The sequence below is a fragment of the Micromonospora sp. C97 genome (genome assembly GCF_018070385.1).
Lineage (GTDB): Bacteria > Actinomycetota > Actinomycetes > Mycobacteriales > Micromonosporaceae > Micromonospora > Micromonospora parva.
Genome location: NZ_JAGPXU010000009.1, coordinates 114689 through 131233, shown reverse-complemented (window position 1 = coordinate 131233; position 16545 = coordinate 114689). Strand labels below are relative to the sequence as shown.

Genomic DNA, 16545 nt, shown 5'->3' with positions numbered 1-16545 from the left:
ACAGCCGGTGAGCGGGAACGTCGCCGGTGGGGTAGGCCCTACCCCCGCCCCATCAGTGCCGGATGCTACGAAGGGACGTGCCTGACATGACCAGATCCCTTGATGCCACGTCCCTGGAAACTCCACGGTTGCTGTTGCGCCGCTGGCGAAGCAACGATCTGGACGGCTTCGCCGCGGTAAACGCAGAGCCCGAGGTAATGCGCTACATCCATGACGGCCGCACCCTGGACCGGGCCGCGACCGCAGAGCGCCTGGCCATCTATCAGCGGCACTGGGATGAGCACGGCTTTGGCCTGTACGCGGTGGAGATCAAGGAAACCGGAGAACTGGCCGGCTTCACCGGGCTGGCGGTGCCGACCTTCCTGCCCGAGATCTTGCCGGCCGTGGAGATCGGCTGGCGGCTCGGCCGCGCGCACTGGGGCCGGGGTCTGGCCACCGAGGCGGCCCAGTCCGTGGTCGCCCACGCTCGTGCCGAGCTCGGACTGCGGCGGCTGGTCAGCATCCACGTTGTCGGCAACGAGGCGTCGGCGCGGGTGATGGTCAAGCTGGGCATGACGCTGGAACGCGAGGCCGTACAGCCGGACACCGGCCGCCAGGTCCGGGTCTACGCGATGGATCTTTAGGCGGTACACACAGCGACCGTCCAACAGCTCGTTGACGAGCGGAGACGGTCACACCCCGCACGAGTCACCAGCTCGCCAGATTCGACGATGGCTTGTCGGGCCGCTAGGCCGTTGGCTCTTCTGCTGTTCAGCGGTGGCTGACGACGTCACCAGCGGCTTTTCACACCTAAGGTGGTCCGATGCCCCAACGCTCGGTACCCGCTGAAAAGGTTGACTGGTCGTCGGTGAGCCATGCCTACGGCCCTGCCGTCGAGATCCCGGCCCTCCTCCGTGCTGTCAGGTCAGACATCCAGGAGGTCCGCCAAGGTGCATACGGCGATCTCGTCGACCTGCTCGTGCATCAGGGCTCCCGGTTCGAGGCCAGTGCTGCGGTGGCTCCTTACCTGATCGATATTGTCGCTGATCCGGCGGCCCCGGACCGCTTTGCTGCCTGCCAGGTGTTGGCGGCGATCGCGGTGGGCGATGAGAGTTCATGGCTCAGCGATCGTCCTGATCCATCAGACATGAGGGCTGAGGCCCAACGCCGCGCGTCATTGAGCCGAGAGGAGTTGGAGGCGGAGCATCGAGATTGGATGGCAGCGGCACCGAATGAAGAGGAGCGCAGCGCACGGGAACGGCGAGCCGAATGGGGCGACGTCGAGGCAGACCGTGACGAGCAGCGGTGGACGATAGAGGCGTACGACGCGGTGCGGGTCGGGGTGCCTGTCTACGTGGCAGCGCTGGAAGCCTCGGAAGCTGCGGTCCGGCTGTACGCCGCTCACCTGCTCGCCTGGTTTCCTGAGGAAGAGGGCTTGGTCGGCCCAGTGTTGGCCGGTCTCATCCGGCGGGAGCCGGATCCGGTCGTCGCGGCAGCTGCCTGTGTCGCGGCGAGCCTCGGGTGTCCTCACGGCGGCGAAGCATTAATCGACGCGCTGTCTAATCGGCGAGGCAGCGTAAACCGTGCCGAGCGCTGGTCGGCGGTGTTGGGCCTGTCGAGAATCTTGAGTCATCCGGATCGATCCTTGGTCAGAGAACTCTATGAATGCCTCTTCGGGGCCACTGAACCCGTACCCTATTGGCCGTTCCTCGAAGGTGACATGGCCGGCATGGCGGCCCTCACGATCGCAGAATTAACTCCCGGAGTCGCCGGGGATCGGATCGACGTGCTGGCCGAAACGGCCGCCTCCGCTGATCACACCGCAGATGCCTTCACCCTGCTCACCGCTCTGTTGGACGCAGCCTTCCCCGACGGGCCGATACCCGACGGTGTGGGATTCACGGACCTCACCCCAACCCGGCAGAGAGCCCTCTGGACGGTGTTGAGCAGCGGCGTCATGTCAGCCGCGCCCAGGCTGCTCAGCCGCTACAACCTGCCTGACAGCGAGCAACAACTTCGGACCTGGTGCCGAGCGTGAGGTCCATGGGTAACCGTTCCACCAACGGCTGAGTGACCAACTGGGTGACCGTCGGGCGCGCAACCAGGTCGCCGCAGGTCATGCGGAGAGGCGGTGTACGTTCCGCTTGAACGGCCGGTGCCAGTAGGTCAATTCCGAGCCCGACGCCGACTTCTCGACCGCCGGCAGCCTCGTCGTCGACCAGCCGCTTGTCCCGCCGTGCTAACCCAGGAGGCGTAGGCTGCTTGCCCGGAACGCTTCGGGTACCGCGGCTGGCCTACCGTCCCCAAGGGTTGCGGACCCTCGGCTCGGACATCGCCGGATGGGTCGAGGCGGTGGGTTCCGCCGTCACTCGGTTCCGACCTGGTGACGAGGTGTACGGCGACAATCTCATGCTTCGGTGGCCGATCTCTGCGTCGCGGGTGACCTCCGCATCCACATCGACCGGGCCTTCACCCTCGACGAGACCCCTGAGGCGTTGGCCTACGTGGGCGAGGGACGCGCCCTCGGAAAGGTCGTCGTGAGCGTCACCTGACAGGAGTCCCGCCTCAGCAAGAGACACGACACGCCTCCCACATCGCGCGGGTCATCTCGTACTCGACCTCCGCTCCCGACAGCGGGTCATCACCGAACGGTCGGTAGGTGCGCACGTACCTCATGCCGATGGCTTCCATCACGCCGCGAGAGCCGGTGTTCACGGCCATGGTCTGCGCGATCACCCGGCTCTGCCCGACGGTGTCGAAGGCGTGCCGCAGCAGGGCGCGGGATGCCTCACTGGCCAAGCCTTTCCGCCAGTACCGACGCACAAGGCGGTAACCCAGGTCTGTGACTGTCGGGTCGTCAGGTTGGTCGGGGCCGTGCGCCGGCGGAAGCATCATGAGCCCGATGAACTCGCCCTCGTCCTCGCGTGCCGGCGGCGTCGAGCCGCGCGCGCCGCCATCGGAGCCGAACGCCATCCAGAAGCCCAAGCCGTCCACCGTGCCTGCCAAGGCCATCCTCTGCCCGTGGGCTGCGACCACCTCGTCCCTGGATCGCGCCCGGCCGCCGTTGATGTAGCGGAGGACCTCCGGATCGGAGTCAAGCTGGAGTTCCAGATCGAGGTGCCGGTCGGCAAGCGGGACCAGCAGCAGACGGGCGGTGTTTAAGGTCGGTTGGGGCATGAGGCAGAGGATCACACGATCGTGCCAGTTGCGGGATCCGATTTTCGGAGGTCACAGCGCTCATCTGCCGCGTCTCGAATCCACTGACAAACTCTGCGACACCAGGGTGACAGTGCCGCCTCAGCGATGTCTGCGGAGGCGGCACTGTCACCGACATTTGAGCCGCGAGGCCTACTCCTTCACACCGATGTTGTCGATCGGAGGGGCGCTGAGCAGCCGTCGGACGGGCCACACAGTGGTTGCCAACGCCAGCAGCGTCGTGCCGCCGAGCACCGCCACCCCACCGAGCGGCGGGACGTACGGGATCGGGCTGCCGGTCAGTCCGTTGACGATCGCGCTCAGGGTCAGCGCCGCTATCGTCGCGCCGATCAGCACCGCGGTGCCGAGCAACCCGGCCTGTTCGGCCTGGACCATCGCGCGAATCTGCCGGCGGGTGACCCCGACCAGTTGCAGCAACGCCAACTCGCGGCGGCGGGCCAGCGCGGCCATCACCATCGTGGTGGCCGCCGCCAGCGCCGCGTACCCCACCATCACGCCGATCAGCAGCCGGTTCAGCCAGGCACCCAGAGCCAGATCGGTGCTGATCAGGCGGGTACGGGTGGCGGCGTCGAGAACCTCGGTGCCCGGTCTCCCAGCCGACCACGTGGCCAACGCGGTGTCGGCCTCCGGGCCGGCGCTGACCAGGACCTCGTCGGTGGTGTTCGCGGCCGTGTGCCCGGCGACCGTCTCGGCAGCCAGTGTGACGTCGCCGAAGCCGAGGCCACGGCCGTAGATCGCGATGACGTCCAACGTGACCGGGGTGCCGTCGCCCAGCCAGAGTTCCGCCCTGTCGCCGACGTCCCAGCCGGACGAGGACGCCTGCGTCGCGGACACGGCGACGGTGCCCGCGCGCAGGTCGGTCAGATTGCCCGCGCGCACAGCGAGGTCCATTGTCGACGTGACGCCCGCCGGGTCGACCGACTGCGCGCCGACCGGCTCGATGCCGCCCAACGCCCGCACCACCACCTGGGTACGACGCACACCGGTGGCCGCCCGTACCCCGGTCAACTCGCGGATCTCCCGCGCCGCGTCCGCCGGCAGCCCACCCGGGGCGACAACGACCCGCTCGGCGAGGGTTCCCGCGCTGCTCTGCGTGGTGGTCTGCCGTTCCAGGTTGGTCTGCAGGAACCAGACCGAGCCGCCGAACCCCACCGACAGCACGAGGGCGGTCAGGACCGTCGCCATGCCCTGCGCGTTGGCCCGCAGGTTGGCCGCGGCCAGGTAGCCGCTGACCCGCCACACCCGCGGCAACAACGGTGTGAGCAGCCGTGCCGCGTACGCGTTGATCCTCGGTGCGAGCAGCGCCACGGCGATGACGAACAGGTACAACATGCCGGCCGCGCCGGCCAGTGCCCCGGTCGACCCGCCCGCACCGAGGGTGAACGCCCCGGAGGTGCCGGCCGCCGCCAGCGTCAGCACGCCGGCGATCAGCCGCACCCGGCCGCTCCGCCGGGGCTCGACGGCGATTTCGCCGAGCGCCTCGATCGGCTTGATCCCGGTGACCCGGCGGGCGGCGACCAACGCGGCCAGCACCGCCACGAGGACCGCCGTACCGACAGCGGCCGGCACCGCGAACAGACCGCCGGCCATCGGGAAGCTGGCCGGCACGAACCCCCGCTCGACCAGCTCGCCGTGCACCCAGCGGGCCGCCAGCAGGCCCGCCGGGCCGCCGACCGCAGAGCCGACCAGGGCGAGCAGCGCCGCCTCGGCGATCAGCATGCGGCGCACCTGCCCCGGCGTGGCCGCGACCGCGCGCAGCAACGCCAGGTCACGTCGACGGTGCCGGACGGACAGCCCGATGGTGCCGGCCACCACGAAGACGATCAGCAGGACGACGTACCCCCCGAAAGCCGATCCGGCCGTGACCAGCAACGTCTGAGCGGCCTGGTTCTCCGACTGCTCGACGTTGCCGCGGTCGTTCCCGGCGTACGTCGTGGCGCCGGCCGCCGACGCGATCTCGCGCACCGCGCCGACGTCGGCGCCGGGCACCATCCGCACGCCGATCGCATCAACCCGGCCCGGGTGGGCGGACAACCGGGCGGCCTGCGCGTCGGTGAAGAACACCGCCGCCGTACCGGTCTCGGCGGTTCCGCTCACCAGGTACGACCGCCCGACCCCGCCGACGACCAGGTCGATGCGGTCGCCGGGTGCCACGCCGAACCGGGTGTCGAGCAGCACCTCGTCGTCGGCCCGTGGCGCGGCACCCGCGACGATCCGACGACCGGTGAAGGCGTACGTGTCCCAGCCGTGGCCCAGGGCGGCGGGGGTGCCGATCACCACCGCGTCGTCGCCGGTGACGGCCGCAACACCCGGCACCTGGCGGATCCGGTCCACCACTGCCGCGTCCACAGTGCCGCCCTCGGGCAGCGCGACGGTGCTCGTGGTGGTGTCGCCGAACTCCTTGAACGTGTGGCTGACGGTGCGGTTGGCGACGACCACGTCGGCCGCCGCCCAGAGCCGTGGCTCCGCGCGGAAACGCAGCCCTGACTCGACGAGGGTGCCCATCGCCACCAGGATCAGCACACCGGCGACCAGGGCCAGCAGGGTGGCGGCGGCGGGGCCGGCGCGGTGCCGCAGCAGGCGGGCGGCGAGCCCGGTCATCGGAGGACCCGCCGATCCAGCGACGCCAGGTGCTCGGCGATACCGGCGGCGCCGAGCTGCGGAAGGTCGGCGACGATCGCACCGTCGGCCAACACGAGCACGCGGTCCGCGTACGACGCGGCGATCGGGTCGTGGGTCACCATCACCACTGTCAGGCCGTGCTCGTCCACGACCGCGCGCAGCAGCGTCAGCACCTCCGCCGCGCTGCGGGAGTCGAGAGCGCCGGTCGGCTCATCGCAGAAGATGACCTCGGGGCGGGTGGCCAGCGCGCGGGCGATCGCCACCCGCTGCTGCTGGCCGCCGGAGAGCGCGGCCGGCCGGTGGTGCAGTCGGTCGGTGAGGCCGACCCGCTCGACCACCTGGGTCAGCCAGACCCGGTCCGGACGGACGCCGGCCAGGCGCAGAGGCAGCACGATGTTCTCCTCGACGGTGAGCGCGCCGATCAGGTTGAACGCCTGGAAGACGAACCCGATCCGGGTACGACGCAGCTCGGTCAGGCGGGTCTCGGACAGCCCGGACAGGTCGGTGCCTCCGATCACCACCCGGCCGGAGGTGGGCCGGTCGAGCCCGGCCGCGGTCTGCAGCAGCGTGCTCTTGCCGGAGCCCGAGGGCCCCATCACCGCCGTGAAGGTGCCCCTGTCGAAACGGACGTCGAGGCCCGCGAGCGCAGTCACCTGGTTACGGCCGGCGTCGTACACGCGGGTGAGGTGTTCGACGCGTACCGCCGCTTCGGTTGTCTGTCCCGGATAGTCCGGCATTCTGGTGGCCTCTCTCCGTGTCATCGGCAAGAACTGCGCGCACCAGAAACGCTATTGACGTGGGAGAACGGCAACCATCCCGCGGGCTGCCAGGTCCGGGTACAGCAGGCGCTACCGCCGATCGCCGTCCAGGTAGCGCAGCACGGCGGTGACCCGGCGGTCGGCAGTGTCGTCCGGTGGCAGCTGAAGCTTCGAGAAGATGCTGCGGATGTGCTTGTGCACCGCGCCGTCGGTGACGAACAGTCGCTCGGCGATCGCGCTGTTGCCAAGCCCTTCGGCCATCAGCCCCAGCACCTCACGCTCACGTGGCGACAGCTCGCTCAGCGCCGTGTCCGTCCGGCGGTTGCGGGCGAGCAACTGCGCCACCACCTCCGGGTCGATCACGCTGCCGCCGCCCGCGACCCGGTGCAGCGCGGCGAGGAACTCCTCGACCCGGCCCACCCGCTCCTTCAGCAGGTAACCGAGCCCGACGGCGCCGACCGAGAACAGGTCGGTGGCGAACGCCTGCTCCACGTACGCCGACAGGACCAGCACCGCGAGGCCGGGTCGCCGCCGCCGGGCCTCCACCGCCGCCACGATGCCCTCGTCGGTGTGGGTCGGGGGCATCCGTACGTCGACGATCGCGACGTCCGGCGCATGTTCGTCCACGGCGACCAGGAATTCGCCCGGAGTGCCGGCCGTGGCGACCACGTCCAGGTCCTCCGCCCGCAGCAGCAGCGCCAAACCCTCACGCAGCAGCGGGTCGTCCTCGGCGATCACGATCCGCATGGCAGCTCCACGTCCATTCTCGTCGGCCCTCCCGGTGGGCTCGTCAGCGTCATCCGGCCGTCGTACGCCTCGACCCGCCGCCGGATACCGGTGAGCCCTGAGCCACGTGTCTCGTCCGCGTCGCCGTGCCCGTCGTCCTCGATGCTCACCAGCAGCCGGCCGTGCTCGCGGCGCACGGCCACGTCCACGCGGCTCGCACCGCTGTGCCGGACGACGTTGGTCAGCGCCTCGGCCACCACGAAGTAGGCGGTGGCCTCGACCGAGGCCGCGCACCGCACGGCCACGTCCACCTCCAGTCGACAGGGCACCGCGCAGCTGCCGGCCAGGCCCGCCAGCGCGCCGGCGAGACCCCGGTCGTCCAGCACCGGCGGCAGGATCCCGCGCACCACCGTACGCAGCTCGCCGAGTGCCTGTTCGGCGGCGTCCTGCGCCTGCCCGAGGATTTCGTCGGCGCGGTCCGGATTGCGGCGCACGGCCCGCCGCGCGGCACCCAGCAACACGTTGACCGCCACCAACCGGTTCTGCGTGCCGTCGTGCAGCGACCGCTCGATCCGGCGCAGTTCGACAGCGTGGGCGTCCAGCGCCGCAGCGCGGGTGGCGGTCAGCTCGGCCACCCGCAACGACAGGTCGACACCTGGCGGTGGAGGCAGCAGCCACCGGCCCGGCCACGCCTGGAGACGGGCCAGGGCCGGGCTGAACCAGATCGCGGCGGCCAGCCAACCCACCCCGAGCACCCCGACCCAGAGCGCGTCGGACAGGTCGTCGACGCGCCACCAGACGATCCCCGGCGCGGCGTCGGGGGGAACCAGCCGGTACCACAGCGGGAAGGTGGTGTCCTGCACCGCATAGAGCGGCAGCGCGACGCCGACCAGCCCGGTCACCAGGCCGATGAGTGAGTACAGCCCGACCCAGCCGAGCTCCCGGCGCACGAACGGATCGTGCACAGCCGTCCGCAACCCGTCCGGCACCGGACCGGGGGTGGGGATCCGGTCGCCCCAGCGGGACAGCCGGGCGCGCTCACGGTCGGCCACCGACCGCACCACCCGCAACGCACCGGGCACCGCCAGCAGCCCCACCCCGCCCACGCAGGCCACCGCCACGATCGCCGCCCAGAGCAGCGCGCCCAGCGCCAGCGTGGCGGTGCCCAGCCCTCCGACGAGGTGCTCCAAGGCGTTGACCGAGGCGCGAACCCGCCCCCGCACGTACGCCATCGACCCACCTCCCCCGCCAACATAGGCCACCGCAGGCCCCGCCCAGCAACGTCCGGCGCGGAAGGTACAGCCTGCTGTACCACTGTCGTCGAGCTGGCGGGATCGTCTCCGCCGCGCCGCCTACCTAGCGTTGACGGCGTCGAGGAACATTCGCCGAATGGAGGCAGTCATGACCGATCCGTACCGCATCACCGAGGCCCCGGTCGCCGCGACGAAGAAGCCGGGCGGCCCGCTACGCCCGCTGCTGTGGCTGGTGCTCTTCGTCAGCGCGGCGGCCAACGTGGTGCTGTCAACCGCGGCGGACAACCAGTGGATCAGCTCCGGGTTCGGGCTGGTGGCGCTGCTCTGCGCGGTCGCGCTGATCGTCCACCACCGCCGTAACCGGGTGCGCGAGTCGTAGGGGCCCGACCGTCACGCCCGATCACCCATGCCGGTCGACGTTCCACCACTCACGGGCCAGTGCCGGCCAGTGCTTCCCCCATGCGGTGGGCGCGAACCGTACGAGCTCGGGGAGGAGGAGTGAACGGCGGTCAGGAGCAGGCGATCCTCGCGGTGTACGTCCGAGGGCTGGACGGCATGTGTGTTGGTTGCCGGGCACAGCGGCTCGCAACGCGAACGAATTCTGCGGCCTCGAGATACTGATCTGCCGGTGACCAGGCGCGGCGATGGTGAGCGTAAATGGAGCGGTCGTCGGCGTCCGCACACGATGAGCGTTCACTCGATCATCAAGCTAACCGTGATCGGACACCGTCCGGTCACGCTCTCAGTCTTGGGACGGCGGAGTGACTCGTCCAGCCACTAGCATCGCGCTGATTCCCGCCCCCCATTACGGAGACCTCCATGCGCAAACTTGCCGCCGCCCTCGTGGGCGTGCTCGTGGCCGCACTTCCGGCAACGGCCGCCCTGGCCGCCGCCCCCAAGCCGGATATCGCGGTGACCTCCGCCGCCGACAAGGCCAGCTACGCCGAGGGTGAGACCTTCACCATCACGGTCACGGTGGAGAACAAGAGCTCCGTCGACGCCAAGCACGTGCACTACACCGGCGGCGACAGCGAGGGCGTCGACGATGTCGCCTATGGTGAGCTGTCGAGCGGCTTCGACCTCGCCGCCGGTGCCACCAAGACCGTAAAGCTCACCGGCAAGACCAACCGCGTGGCGTGGCAGGTCGGCCGGGGATACGTCGCCTTCGAGCTTCGCGCCGACAATGGCGAGGCCAACGCCGCCGACAACATCACCAGCGTGCGGCTGCTGGTGCCGGGCGCCTTTGACGATCTCGGCGGATACGTCTTCCAGGGTGAGTCCTATGACGCCGAGTGGACGCCCCAGACCGCCGGCGTGCCGGGTGTGAAGGTCGTCGCCACCACTGCCGACGGCAAGACGAGGTACGCCGAGGCCATCACGGACGCCAAGGGCCTGTTCCGTCTCGCCCACCTCCCAGCCGGCGACGTCCTGCTGACCTTCACCGCCCCGGCGGGCTGGAAGGTCATGGCCGGCGAGAACGGCGAGTACGACCACACCTTGGCGCAGGTCAGCGCCGACGACAGCGACGAGCCGCGCATCTTCGTGCCGGCGAAGAAGGTTCCCGTGAGCTCTCCGAGCGCCTCGCCGTCGCCGTCCTCGCCGTCGCCGTCTTCCTCGCCGTCTTCGTCTTCGCCGCCGTTGTCGCCGTCGTCGTCGCCGACGAGCGCCGGTCCGGGCCTGCCGGTCACCGGCGACAAGACCATGCTGCTCGTCGGCGCGGCTGCGGTCGCCCTCGCGGTCGGCATCGCGCTGGTGCTCGTCGCACGACGCCGTCGCGTACGCCTGCAGGCCTGATCGACCGACGTCGCTTCGGCGGCCGGACACCGCGGGCGGTAGCTGCCGCCGCTGTGTCGAGCAGAGCGAAGGGCGCCGAGGCTCCAGTACCCGCTGGAGCCTCGGCGCCGCCGCTCCGACCGCGACGACGCCCTCAACGCGCGCTCCGTCGGGTGTTCACGCGGTTGGGACATGAGAAGACTGATGTGAATCCTCTGTGAAATGCCGGTGATCGGTCGGCGGCATGTGTCGACGGCCCGACGACGTCTATACAATGCACCTCATCTATATCGAGCTGTAACCATGGCTGAGGTGAATCTGCTGCGTATTCAGGTAGCGCTCATCGGCATTTCCCGGTTGGCGGGCGGGCCAGCCACAGGTGCGACGGCCCCGACCGTAACTGCTCTCGGTGACCTGGGCGCGTGCCGTTGAGCGGCCATGTGGCTGGTGGTCGGTTGGACGTCTCCATACTGGGTCCCATTCAGCTGTGCCGGGACGGCGTCCCGGTCCCGCTGGGTCCACAGCTCACCACGCTGTTCGCCATCCTGCTGTTGGAGCTCGGTAAGCCGGTGCCGAGCCGGCGACTGGCGACACTGCTCACCGGCGACGACGCGTCGGACGCCGCGCGGGCCACCCTCCGCAGCCATGTCGCCCACCTGCGGCGTGCCCTCGAACCCGGTGAGCGCGGGCGGCGTGGCAACTGGCTCATCGCCACGGTCGGCCGCGGAGCCGCAGCGGGATACCGGCTGGACCTGGACCCGGCGTGCGTCGACGCTGTCCGGTTCGAGGATGCGCTCCGGGAGAGCCGTCGACTGTTCGCGCTCGGCGATGCCGAGCACGCCGACCGGGCCGCCGCGATGCTGCGTTCCGCGCTCGATCAGTGGCACGGCGAGCCCTACGCTGACCTCGCGGACAAACCCTTTGCCCTGGCCGAAGTCGCACGACTTCGAGCAGTTCACCGTGCGGCACTGCTCCTCTACGCGGAGGCGGTCAACGGGTTGGGGCGGCACGCCGAGGCGATGGGCGACCTGACCGGCGCGGTGGCCGCTGACCCGTACGACGAGGGCCTGCGCTGCATGCTCGCTCTCACCCTCTACCGGGACGGCCGCACTGACGAGGCGGCGGAGGTGTGCCGGGACGGCTTGGCGTTGCTGGGCCGCCGGGGCATCGACGCACCGGAGCTGCATGACTTGCAGCGCGACATCCTGCGGCGGGAGGTGCGACAACCGGCCGGCGGTTCGGCCGGTCGGCCCACGGTGCCCCGGATGCTGCCTCCGGACCTGCCGTTCTTCGTCGGCCGTGCGCAGGAGCTGTCCACGGCGGAGGCCCGGCTGATCGAGCGTGACGAGCAGCGGCCGGCGATTCTGCTTGTCCTGGGTCCGGCAGGGGTCGGCAAGACCAGTTCGAGTGTGCATCTGGCCCACCGGCTGGCCCCTCGATTCTCCGACGGGCAGCTCTACGCCAACCTCCGGGGCTTCGACGCGACTGCCGCGGCGCTGGCGCCGACCGAGGTGCTGCGCGCCTTTCTCGAGGCGCTCGGTGTGGCACCGGAGCAGATTCCGACCAACCTCAACGCACAGGTCGCCAGATACCAGGCCCAGTTGCGGGACCGACGGATCCTGATCATGCTCGACAACGCGCACAGCGCCGACCAGGTCCGGCCGCTACTTCCCGGCTCGGCCACGTGCGTGACAGTGGTGACCAGCCGGAATCGGATGTCATCCCTGATCGCCGTCGACGGTGCCCACCCGCTCACCCTCGGCCTGCTCGATGAGGGGGAAGCGGCCCAACTCGTCAGGGACCGAATCGGCATCGACCGCGCCGGGCAGGAACCCGAGGCCGTCTTCGAGATTGCCCGGCTCTGTGCGGGCCTCCCGCTGGCGTTGTCCATCGCCGCCGCCCGGGCCGCTGCCAACCCCCAGTTCGACCTCCGGTCCCTCGCCGGTGATCTGGCCAGCGCCGGGGTGCTGGACAGACTCACCGACAGCGACTCTTCGGTGGACGTACGCGCGGTGTTCTCCTGGTCCTATCGCGCCTTGACCCCGGCGGCCGCTCGGCTGTTCCGGCTGCTCGGCCTGCATCCCGGCCCGGATTTCACCGCCGCCGCGGCGGCCAGCCTGGCCGGCCTGAGCCGGCGCACGGCCAACGCCCTGCTCGTCGAACTGACCGGTGCCCACCTGACGGGGGAGCGGGTCCCGGGCCGGTACGTCCTGCATGATCTGCTCCGCGCCTACGCGGGTGAACTGTGCGAGGACGAACCCGAACGGCAGGCCGCGCGACGCCGGTTGCTGGACCACTACCTGCATTCGGCCGTCGCGGCGGACAAGGTGCTGATGCCGTACCGGCAACCGGTCGCGGTGGTCGCACCGGAGGAGGGCGTGACGCCCGAAGACCCGGCGGAGGTCGACCCCCTCGCCTGGTTCACCGTGGAACACCAGACGCTCATCGCCGTGGTCGGTTGCGCCGCCCACGCCGGTCTCGACCGGCACGCCGCGCAGCTGGCCTGGGCGATGGCGACCTATCTCGGCCGGGGCAGCTACTGGCACGACGTTCTGGCCACCCAGTCCCTGGCCCTGTCGGCGGCGGTCCGCCTCGACGACCGGTCGGCGCAGGCCCAGTGCCGCAGGGAACTTTCCCACGCGCTCGCCGGGCTCGGGCGACTGGAGCAGGCGCGGGACCAGCTGCACCGGGCGCTGATCGACCTCTCCGACGTCGCGGATCCCATCGGTCAGGCGTACAACCACCTGAGCCTGGGTTGGCTGTACGAGTTGCAGGGTGATCAACGATCGGCGACTCACCACGATCAGGTCGCGCTCGACCTGTTCAGACGAGGTGGCGACCGCAGCGGGCAGGCCCGGGCACTGAACGCGGTGGGCTGGGACTACGCGCAGGTCGGCAACTATCGGCAGGCCATCGGTTACTGCCGGCAGGCGCTGTCGCTGCACGCCGAACTGGGCGACGACGCCGGGGCCGTGAACACCTGGGACACCCTCGGCTACGCCTATCACCACCTGGGTGAGTACAGCATCGCCATCGAGTGCTACGAGCAGGCACTGTGCCTGAACGTCGGGCATCGCTTCAAGGAAGCCGAGGCCCTGGCCCACCTGGGCGACTGCCACCACGCCCTGGGTGACATGGCGGCCGCCGCGAACAGTTGGGGCCGGGCGTACGCGATCATGACCGAGCTGCGCACCGGCGACGCCGACGCGGTACGGGCCAAGCTGGAACTCACCCGGGCGAGGGTGCCGGCCGTGGGTCATGGTGAGGGCGAGCGAGGGGCGTTGAGAACCGCGCCCAGTATCCGCTCCCCGGAGAAGTAGCCGATTCGCCGTGAGTCGAAGCTTGATCCCGGATTGTCGCCCAGGAGTACGACCATGCCTGGTGGGACTCGCTCCTCAGCCAACGCCGGCACCCGGTCACGGGGTACCGGATCGCCCGGCGCCGCCGCCACCCTCTTGATCAACCATCGGCGTCGGCCCACCTCGGCTGCCGAGGCGCCGTCGCGCAGTGGCGGCAGTGGCCACTTGCCGTCGACTGACGGATACTCCACGACCACCACATGCCCGGTGGCCGGCAGGCGGCCCCGCCGCACCAGCACCCGGTCGCCGTCCCGGTAGGTCGGCTCCATGCTGGCGCCGTCCACTGTCACCGCGACGAGACGACGTGTCAGAAGGCGCCATCCGAGCAGGGCCGCGCCGGCCAGGGCAGCCAACGACCCGACGATCAGCAACAGCTCGTACGCCCTCGACGCCTCAGCGAGCGGGGTCCCGAACGTGGCAGCCTGGATCATCGTGCCTCCGTCGTCAGCGCGCTCCCGGCGGTTCCGCCGTAGCCGGACGCTTGAAGATCGAACAACCGGCGGTAGGTGCCGTCGGCCGCGATCAGGGAATCGTGCGTGCCGCGTTCCGTCACCCGACCGTCGGCGATGACGACAATCAGGTCGGCGTCGCGGAGGGTGCCCAGACGGTGGGAGATCAGCACACTGGTCCGGCCCGTGCGGTACCGCAGCAGGCGGTGGTGGATCTCGTCCTCGGCTGCGGCGTCGAGCCCGGCCGAGGGCTCGTCGAGGATCAGCAGGTCCGGCCGGTCACGCAGGAAGGCGCGGGCAAGCGCCAGCCGTTGCCACTGGCCACCCGAGAGAACCACACCGGTGCTCGGGTCCTGCTTGTCGGACTCCTGGTAGAAGATCCGGGACAACAGGGTGTCGTAACCGTGCGGCAGGGCGGTCAGCACGTCATGGATGCCGGCGGTACGCGCGGCGGCGGTGATCCGTCCTCGCTCCGACAGGGCGGTGAGATCACCCAGAGCGATGTTCTCGGCGGCGGTCAGGTCGTAGTGCATGTAGTCCTGAAAGACAGCGCCGATACGGCGCCGCAACTGGGCGGGGTCGACCTCGCGGATGTCCACCCCGTCCCAGAGAACCTGCCCACGGGTGGGGTCGTGGAACCTGCACAACAACTTCACCAGCGTCGACTTGCCGGCACCGTTGAGCCCGACGACCGCGAGGGTGGCACCGGCCGGGATCCGAAGGTTCACCCCACGCAGGACCCACGGCGACCCGGGGGAGTACCGGAACCACACGTCCCGCAGCTCGACGCCCCGCCTGAGCTGATCGACCGGCCGCGCGACCGGGGCGATGGGCAGATCCGGGGGACTGGTCGTCACCGCCACGTAGTGGTCGAACATCAGCAACGCGTGGTGCGCGCGGGCGATCTCCGCCGCCAGCGTGGCCAACGCGCTCTGTACGCCGGCGACCGCCGCGACGAAGACGGTGACCTCACCTACCGTGATCCGACCGGCCGCAGCGGACCGGACCGCCCAGAGCAGACCGATGCCGGCGACGACCGCGGACACGAGCGCCAGGCCGACCTGTGCCAACAGCTCGCGGCGGTCGTTGAGGTGCTTGGCCCGGTTGACCGTCCGGCGGTCGGCCAACATCCGGCCCCGCAGATGGCCGCCTGTGCCGAACAGTCGCACCTCCTTCGCCGCCGCGGAGGTGGAGAGCAACTGGCTGTAGAAGAACTCGCGGCGCTCCGCCGGCCCGATCCGCCACTGCATCCCGGCCCGATAGCGGGCCAACAGCATCTCGGTCGCGAGCATCGGCACCGCCGACGCCAGCACCAGGACGGCCAGCATCGGACTGAACAGGTAGAGCGACCCGAGGAAGCCGGTGACGGTGATCGCCGTACGGGCGGTGCCGAGGACCCCGTCCATGACCTGGCTCGGGGTGCTGCCACCGGTCTGCTGGGCGAGCCGGAGTCGGTCCAGGAACTGAGGGTCCTCGAACCGGTCGAGACCGACGAAGCGGTCCACTGCCGTGAACAACCGATCCTGTGCGAGCAGGCCGACCGACCTGTCCAACTCCGCCCGCAGGTACCGGGTGAGCTGCGGCGCCGACCCCGCCACCATGCCGGCGACGGCGAGCGCCACACCGATCTGGGTCAGCGTCTTCGGCGCCGCGTCGCCGGCGATCCCGTCCAGAATCCCCTTGGTCAACCATGCGATCAGTACCGGCAGCGCACCGGCGCCGAGCATGAGCACCACGTACCCGAGCAGGGTCACCGGGGCGGCCCGGCCGACGAGCAGGCACGCCGTACGGATGCGGCGTGCCGACCGCGCCGGTGGTGCCGACGCCCGCAACCCGCGGGCGTCATCCGCCGCGATGTCGCCGCGCCGCGTCCGCCACCCGATCATGCCGGGGCCGGCGCCGTTTGCTTGATCCGAACCAGCCGGCCGGCGTCATCCGGACCGACCCACATCATCGTGGGATAGGTGAAGGCGCGGAAGGCGTTGCTGAGCGGCCCGCCCTTCGGCTCGACGACCACCCGCGCCACCGGGGCGAGCCGCTCGGTGAACGCATCGGCGTCGTCGGCACCGGCGGCGACGACAGCGAGCACCTGCTCCCGGCCGCCGGGCACCCGCCGGGCGTGCTCGATGAGTTCGGGCAGTTTCTCTCGGCACGAGTCGCAGGAGGTGGAGACGAAGGCCACGAAGGTCTCCGCCCGCAGCAGCTCGCGGCGCACCGGGACGCCATCGACGTCGACGGCGGCGAAATCGCCCACCGGGTCGGCGATGCCCAGTTCGGCGGAGACCCCGGCCTCGTTCGAGAGCAGCGCCGTGTGCTCACGCAGACGCTTCAGGACGCCGAAGGTGAGGAGGAAGTTCACCGTACCGAGCAGGCCCACGACCAGAACGGCCGAAGCAAGGAGGGTCATCTG

At 70.3% G+C, this 16545-nt stretch carries 14 protein-coding genes and 1 pseudogene; 7 read left to right on the top strand and 8 right to left on the bottom strand.

The genetic code is table 11. From position 1 onward, the window contains the following. Nucleotides 1-86 precede the first annotated feature (86 nt). The 4 genes and pseudogenes from KBX26_RS15190 to KBX26_RS33010 all read left to right on the top strand — a co-directional run bounded on the left by KBX26_RS15190 (nt 87) and on the right by KBX26_RS33010 (nt 2531). Entirely contained in the window at nt 87-623 is a 537-nt protein-coding gene (locus KBX26_RS15190) for a GNAT family N-acetyltransferase (protein ID WP_247680642.1), read from the top strand. Between the two features lie 179 nt (nt 624-802). Next, nucleotides 803-2017: a hypothetical protein gene (locus tag KBX26_RS15185; RefSeq protein ID WP_210865694.1), complete on the top strand. Its 1215-nt coding sequence runs from the start codon at nt 803-805 to the stop codon at nt 2015-2017. Between the two features lie 188 nt (nt 2018-2205). Beyond that, nucleotides 2206-2364: pseudogene (locus KBX26_RS33215) on the top strand (hypothetical protein); the annotation flags it as partial. Nucleotides 2365-2396: 32 nt separating this feature from the next. Further along, complete coding sequence (locus KBX26_RS33010) at nt 2397-2531, top strand: zinc-binding dehydrogenase (protein WP_307857819.1); 135 nt, start codon at nt 2397-2399, stop codon at nt 2529-2531. A gap of 13 nt (nt 2532-2544) precedes the next feature. Here the strand turns inward: KBX26_RS33010 and KBX26_RS15175 are convergent, their stop codons facing one another. The 5 genes from KBX26_RS15175 to KBX26_RS15155 all read right to left on the bottom strand — a co-directional run bounded on the left by KBX26_RS15175 (nt 2545) and on the right by KBX26_RS15155 (nt 8533). Beyond that, on the bottom strand, nt 2545-3156 hold the full coding sequence (locus tag KBX26_RS15175; RefSeq protein WP_210861221.1) for a GNAT family N-acetyltransferase: 612 nt from the start codon (nt 3154-3156) through the stop codon (nt 2545-2547). Between the two features lie 171 nt (nt 3157-3327). After that, nucleotides 3328-5796, bottom strand: a complete 2469-nt coding sequence (locus KBX26_RS15170) for an ABC transporter permease (protein ID WP_210865693.1) — start codon at nt 5794-5796, stop codon at nt 3328-3330. Continuing rightward, nucleotides 5793-6554 carry an ABC transporter ATP-binding protein gene (locus KBX26_RS15165; RefSeq protein ID WP_210865692.1) on the bottom strand — a complete coding sequence of 254 codons (762 nt, stop codon included), beginning with the start codon at nt 6552-6554 and terminating at the stop codon, nt 5793-5795. Before KBX26_RS15165 ends, KBX26_RS15170 begins: the two co-directional genes overlap by 4 nt. A 111-nt stretch (nt 6555-6665) precedes the next feature. Beyond that, on the bottom strand, nt 6666-7322 hold the full coding sequence (locus KBX26_RS15160) for a response regulator transcription factor (protein WP_210865691.1): 657 nt from the start codon (nt 7320-7322) through the stop codon (nt 6666-6668). After that, nucleotides 7310-8533 (bottom strand): sensor histidine kinase, encoded by a 1224-nt coding sequence (locus KBX26_RS15155; RefSeq protein WP_210865690.1) that lies wholly within the window; start codon nt 8531-8533, stop codon nt 7310-7312. Before KBX26_RS15155 ends, KBX26_RS15160 begins: the two co-directional genes overlap by 13 nt. Before the next feature lie 169 nt (nt 8534-8702). On the opposite strand from KBX26_RS15155, the gene KBX26_RS15150 reads away from it, so the two are divergent. From KBX26_RS15150 to KBX26_RS15140, 3 genes are all read left to right on the top strand, one after another. Beyond that, nucleotides 8703-8933: a hypothetical protein gene (locus KBX26_RS15150; protein WP_210865689.1), complete on the top strand. Its 231-nt coding sequence runs from the start codon at nt 8703-8705 to the stop codon at nt 8931-8933. Between the two features lie 440 nt (nt 8934-9373). Next, complete coding sequence (locus KBX26_RS15145; protein WP_210865688.1) at nt 9374-10348, top strand: SdrD B-like domain-containing protein; 975 nt, start codon at nt 9374-9376, stop codon at nt 10346-10348. Nucleotides 10349-10782: 434 nt separating this feature from the next. Then, nucleotides 10783-13647: a BTAD domain-containing putative transcriptional regulator gene (locus tag KBX26_RS15140; RefSeq protein WP_210865687.1), complete on the top strand. Its 2865-nt coding sequence runs from the start codon at nt 10783-10785 to the stop codon at nt 13645-13647. On the opposite strand, the gene KBX26_RS15135 is transcribed toward KBX26_RS15140, so the two are convergent. From KBX26_RS15135 to KBX26_RS15125, 3 genes are read right to left on the bottom strand one after another with little or no spacing between them, the layout of a single operon-like run. Continuing rightward, nucleotides 13584-14117, bottom strand: a complete 534-nt coding sequence (locus KBX26_RS15135) for a S26 family signal peptidase (protein WP_081883903.1) — start codon at nt 14115-14117, stop codon at nt 13584-13586. The genes KBX26_RS15140 and KBX26_RS15135 overlap by 64 nt on opposite strands. Beyond that, the gene (locus tag KBX26_RS15130) at nt 14114-16021 is read right to left on the bottom strand and encodes an ABC transporter ATP-binding protein (protein ID WP_081883904.1); all 1908 of its coding nucleotides are present in this window, start codon (nt 16019-16021) and stop codon (nt 14114-14116) included. Before KBX26_RS15130 ends, KBX26_RS15135 begins: the two co-directional genes overlap by 4 nt. Further along, nucleotides 16018-16542, bottom strand: coding sequence for a hypothetical protein (locus tag KBX26_RS15125; protein ID WP_051708614.1), 525 nt, complete (start codon nt 16540-16542; stop codon nt 16018-16020). Before KBX26_RS15125 ends, KBX26_RS15130 begins: the two co-directional genes overlap by 4 nt. Between the last annotated feature and the right edge of the window lie 3 nt (nt 16543-16545).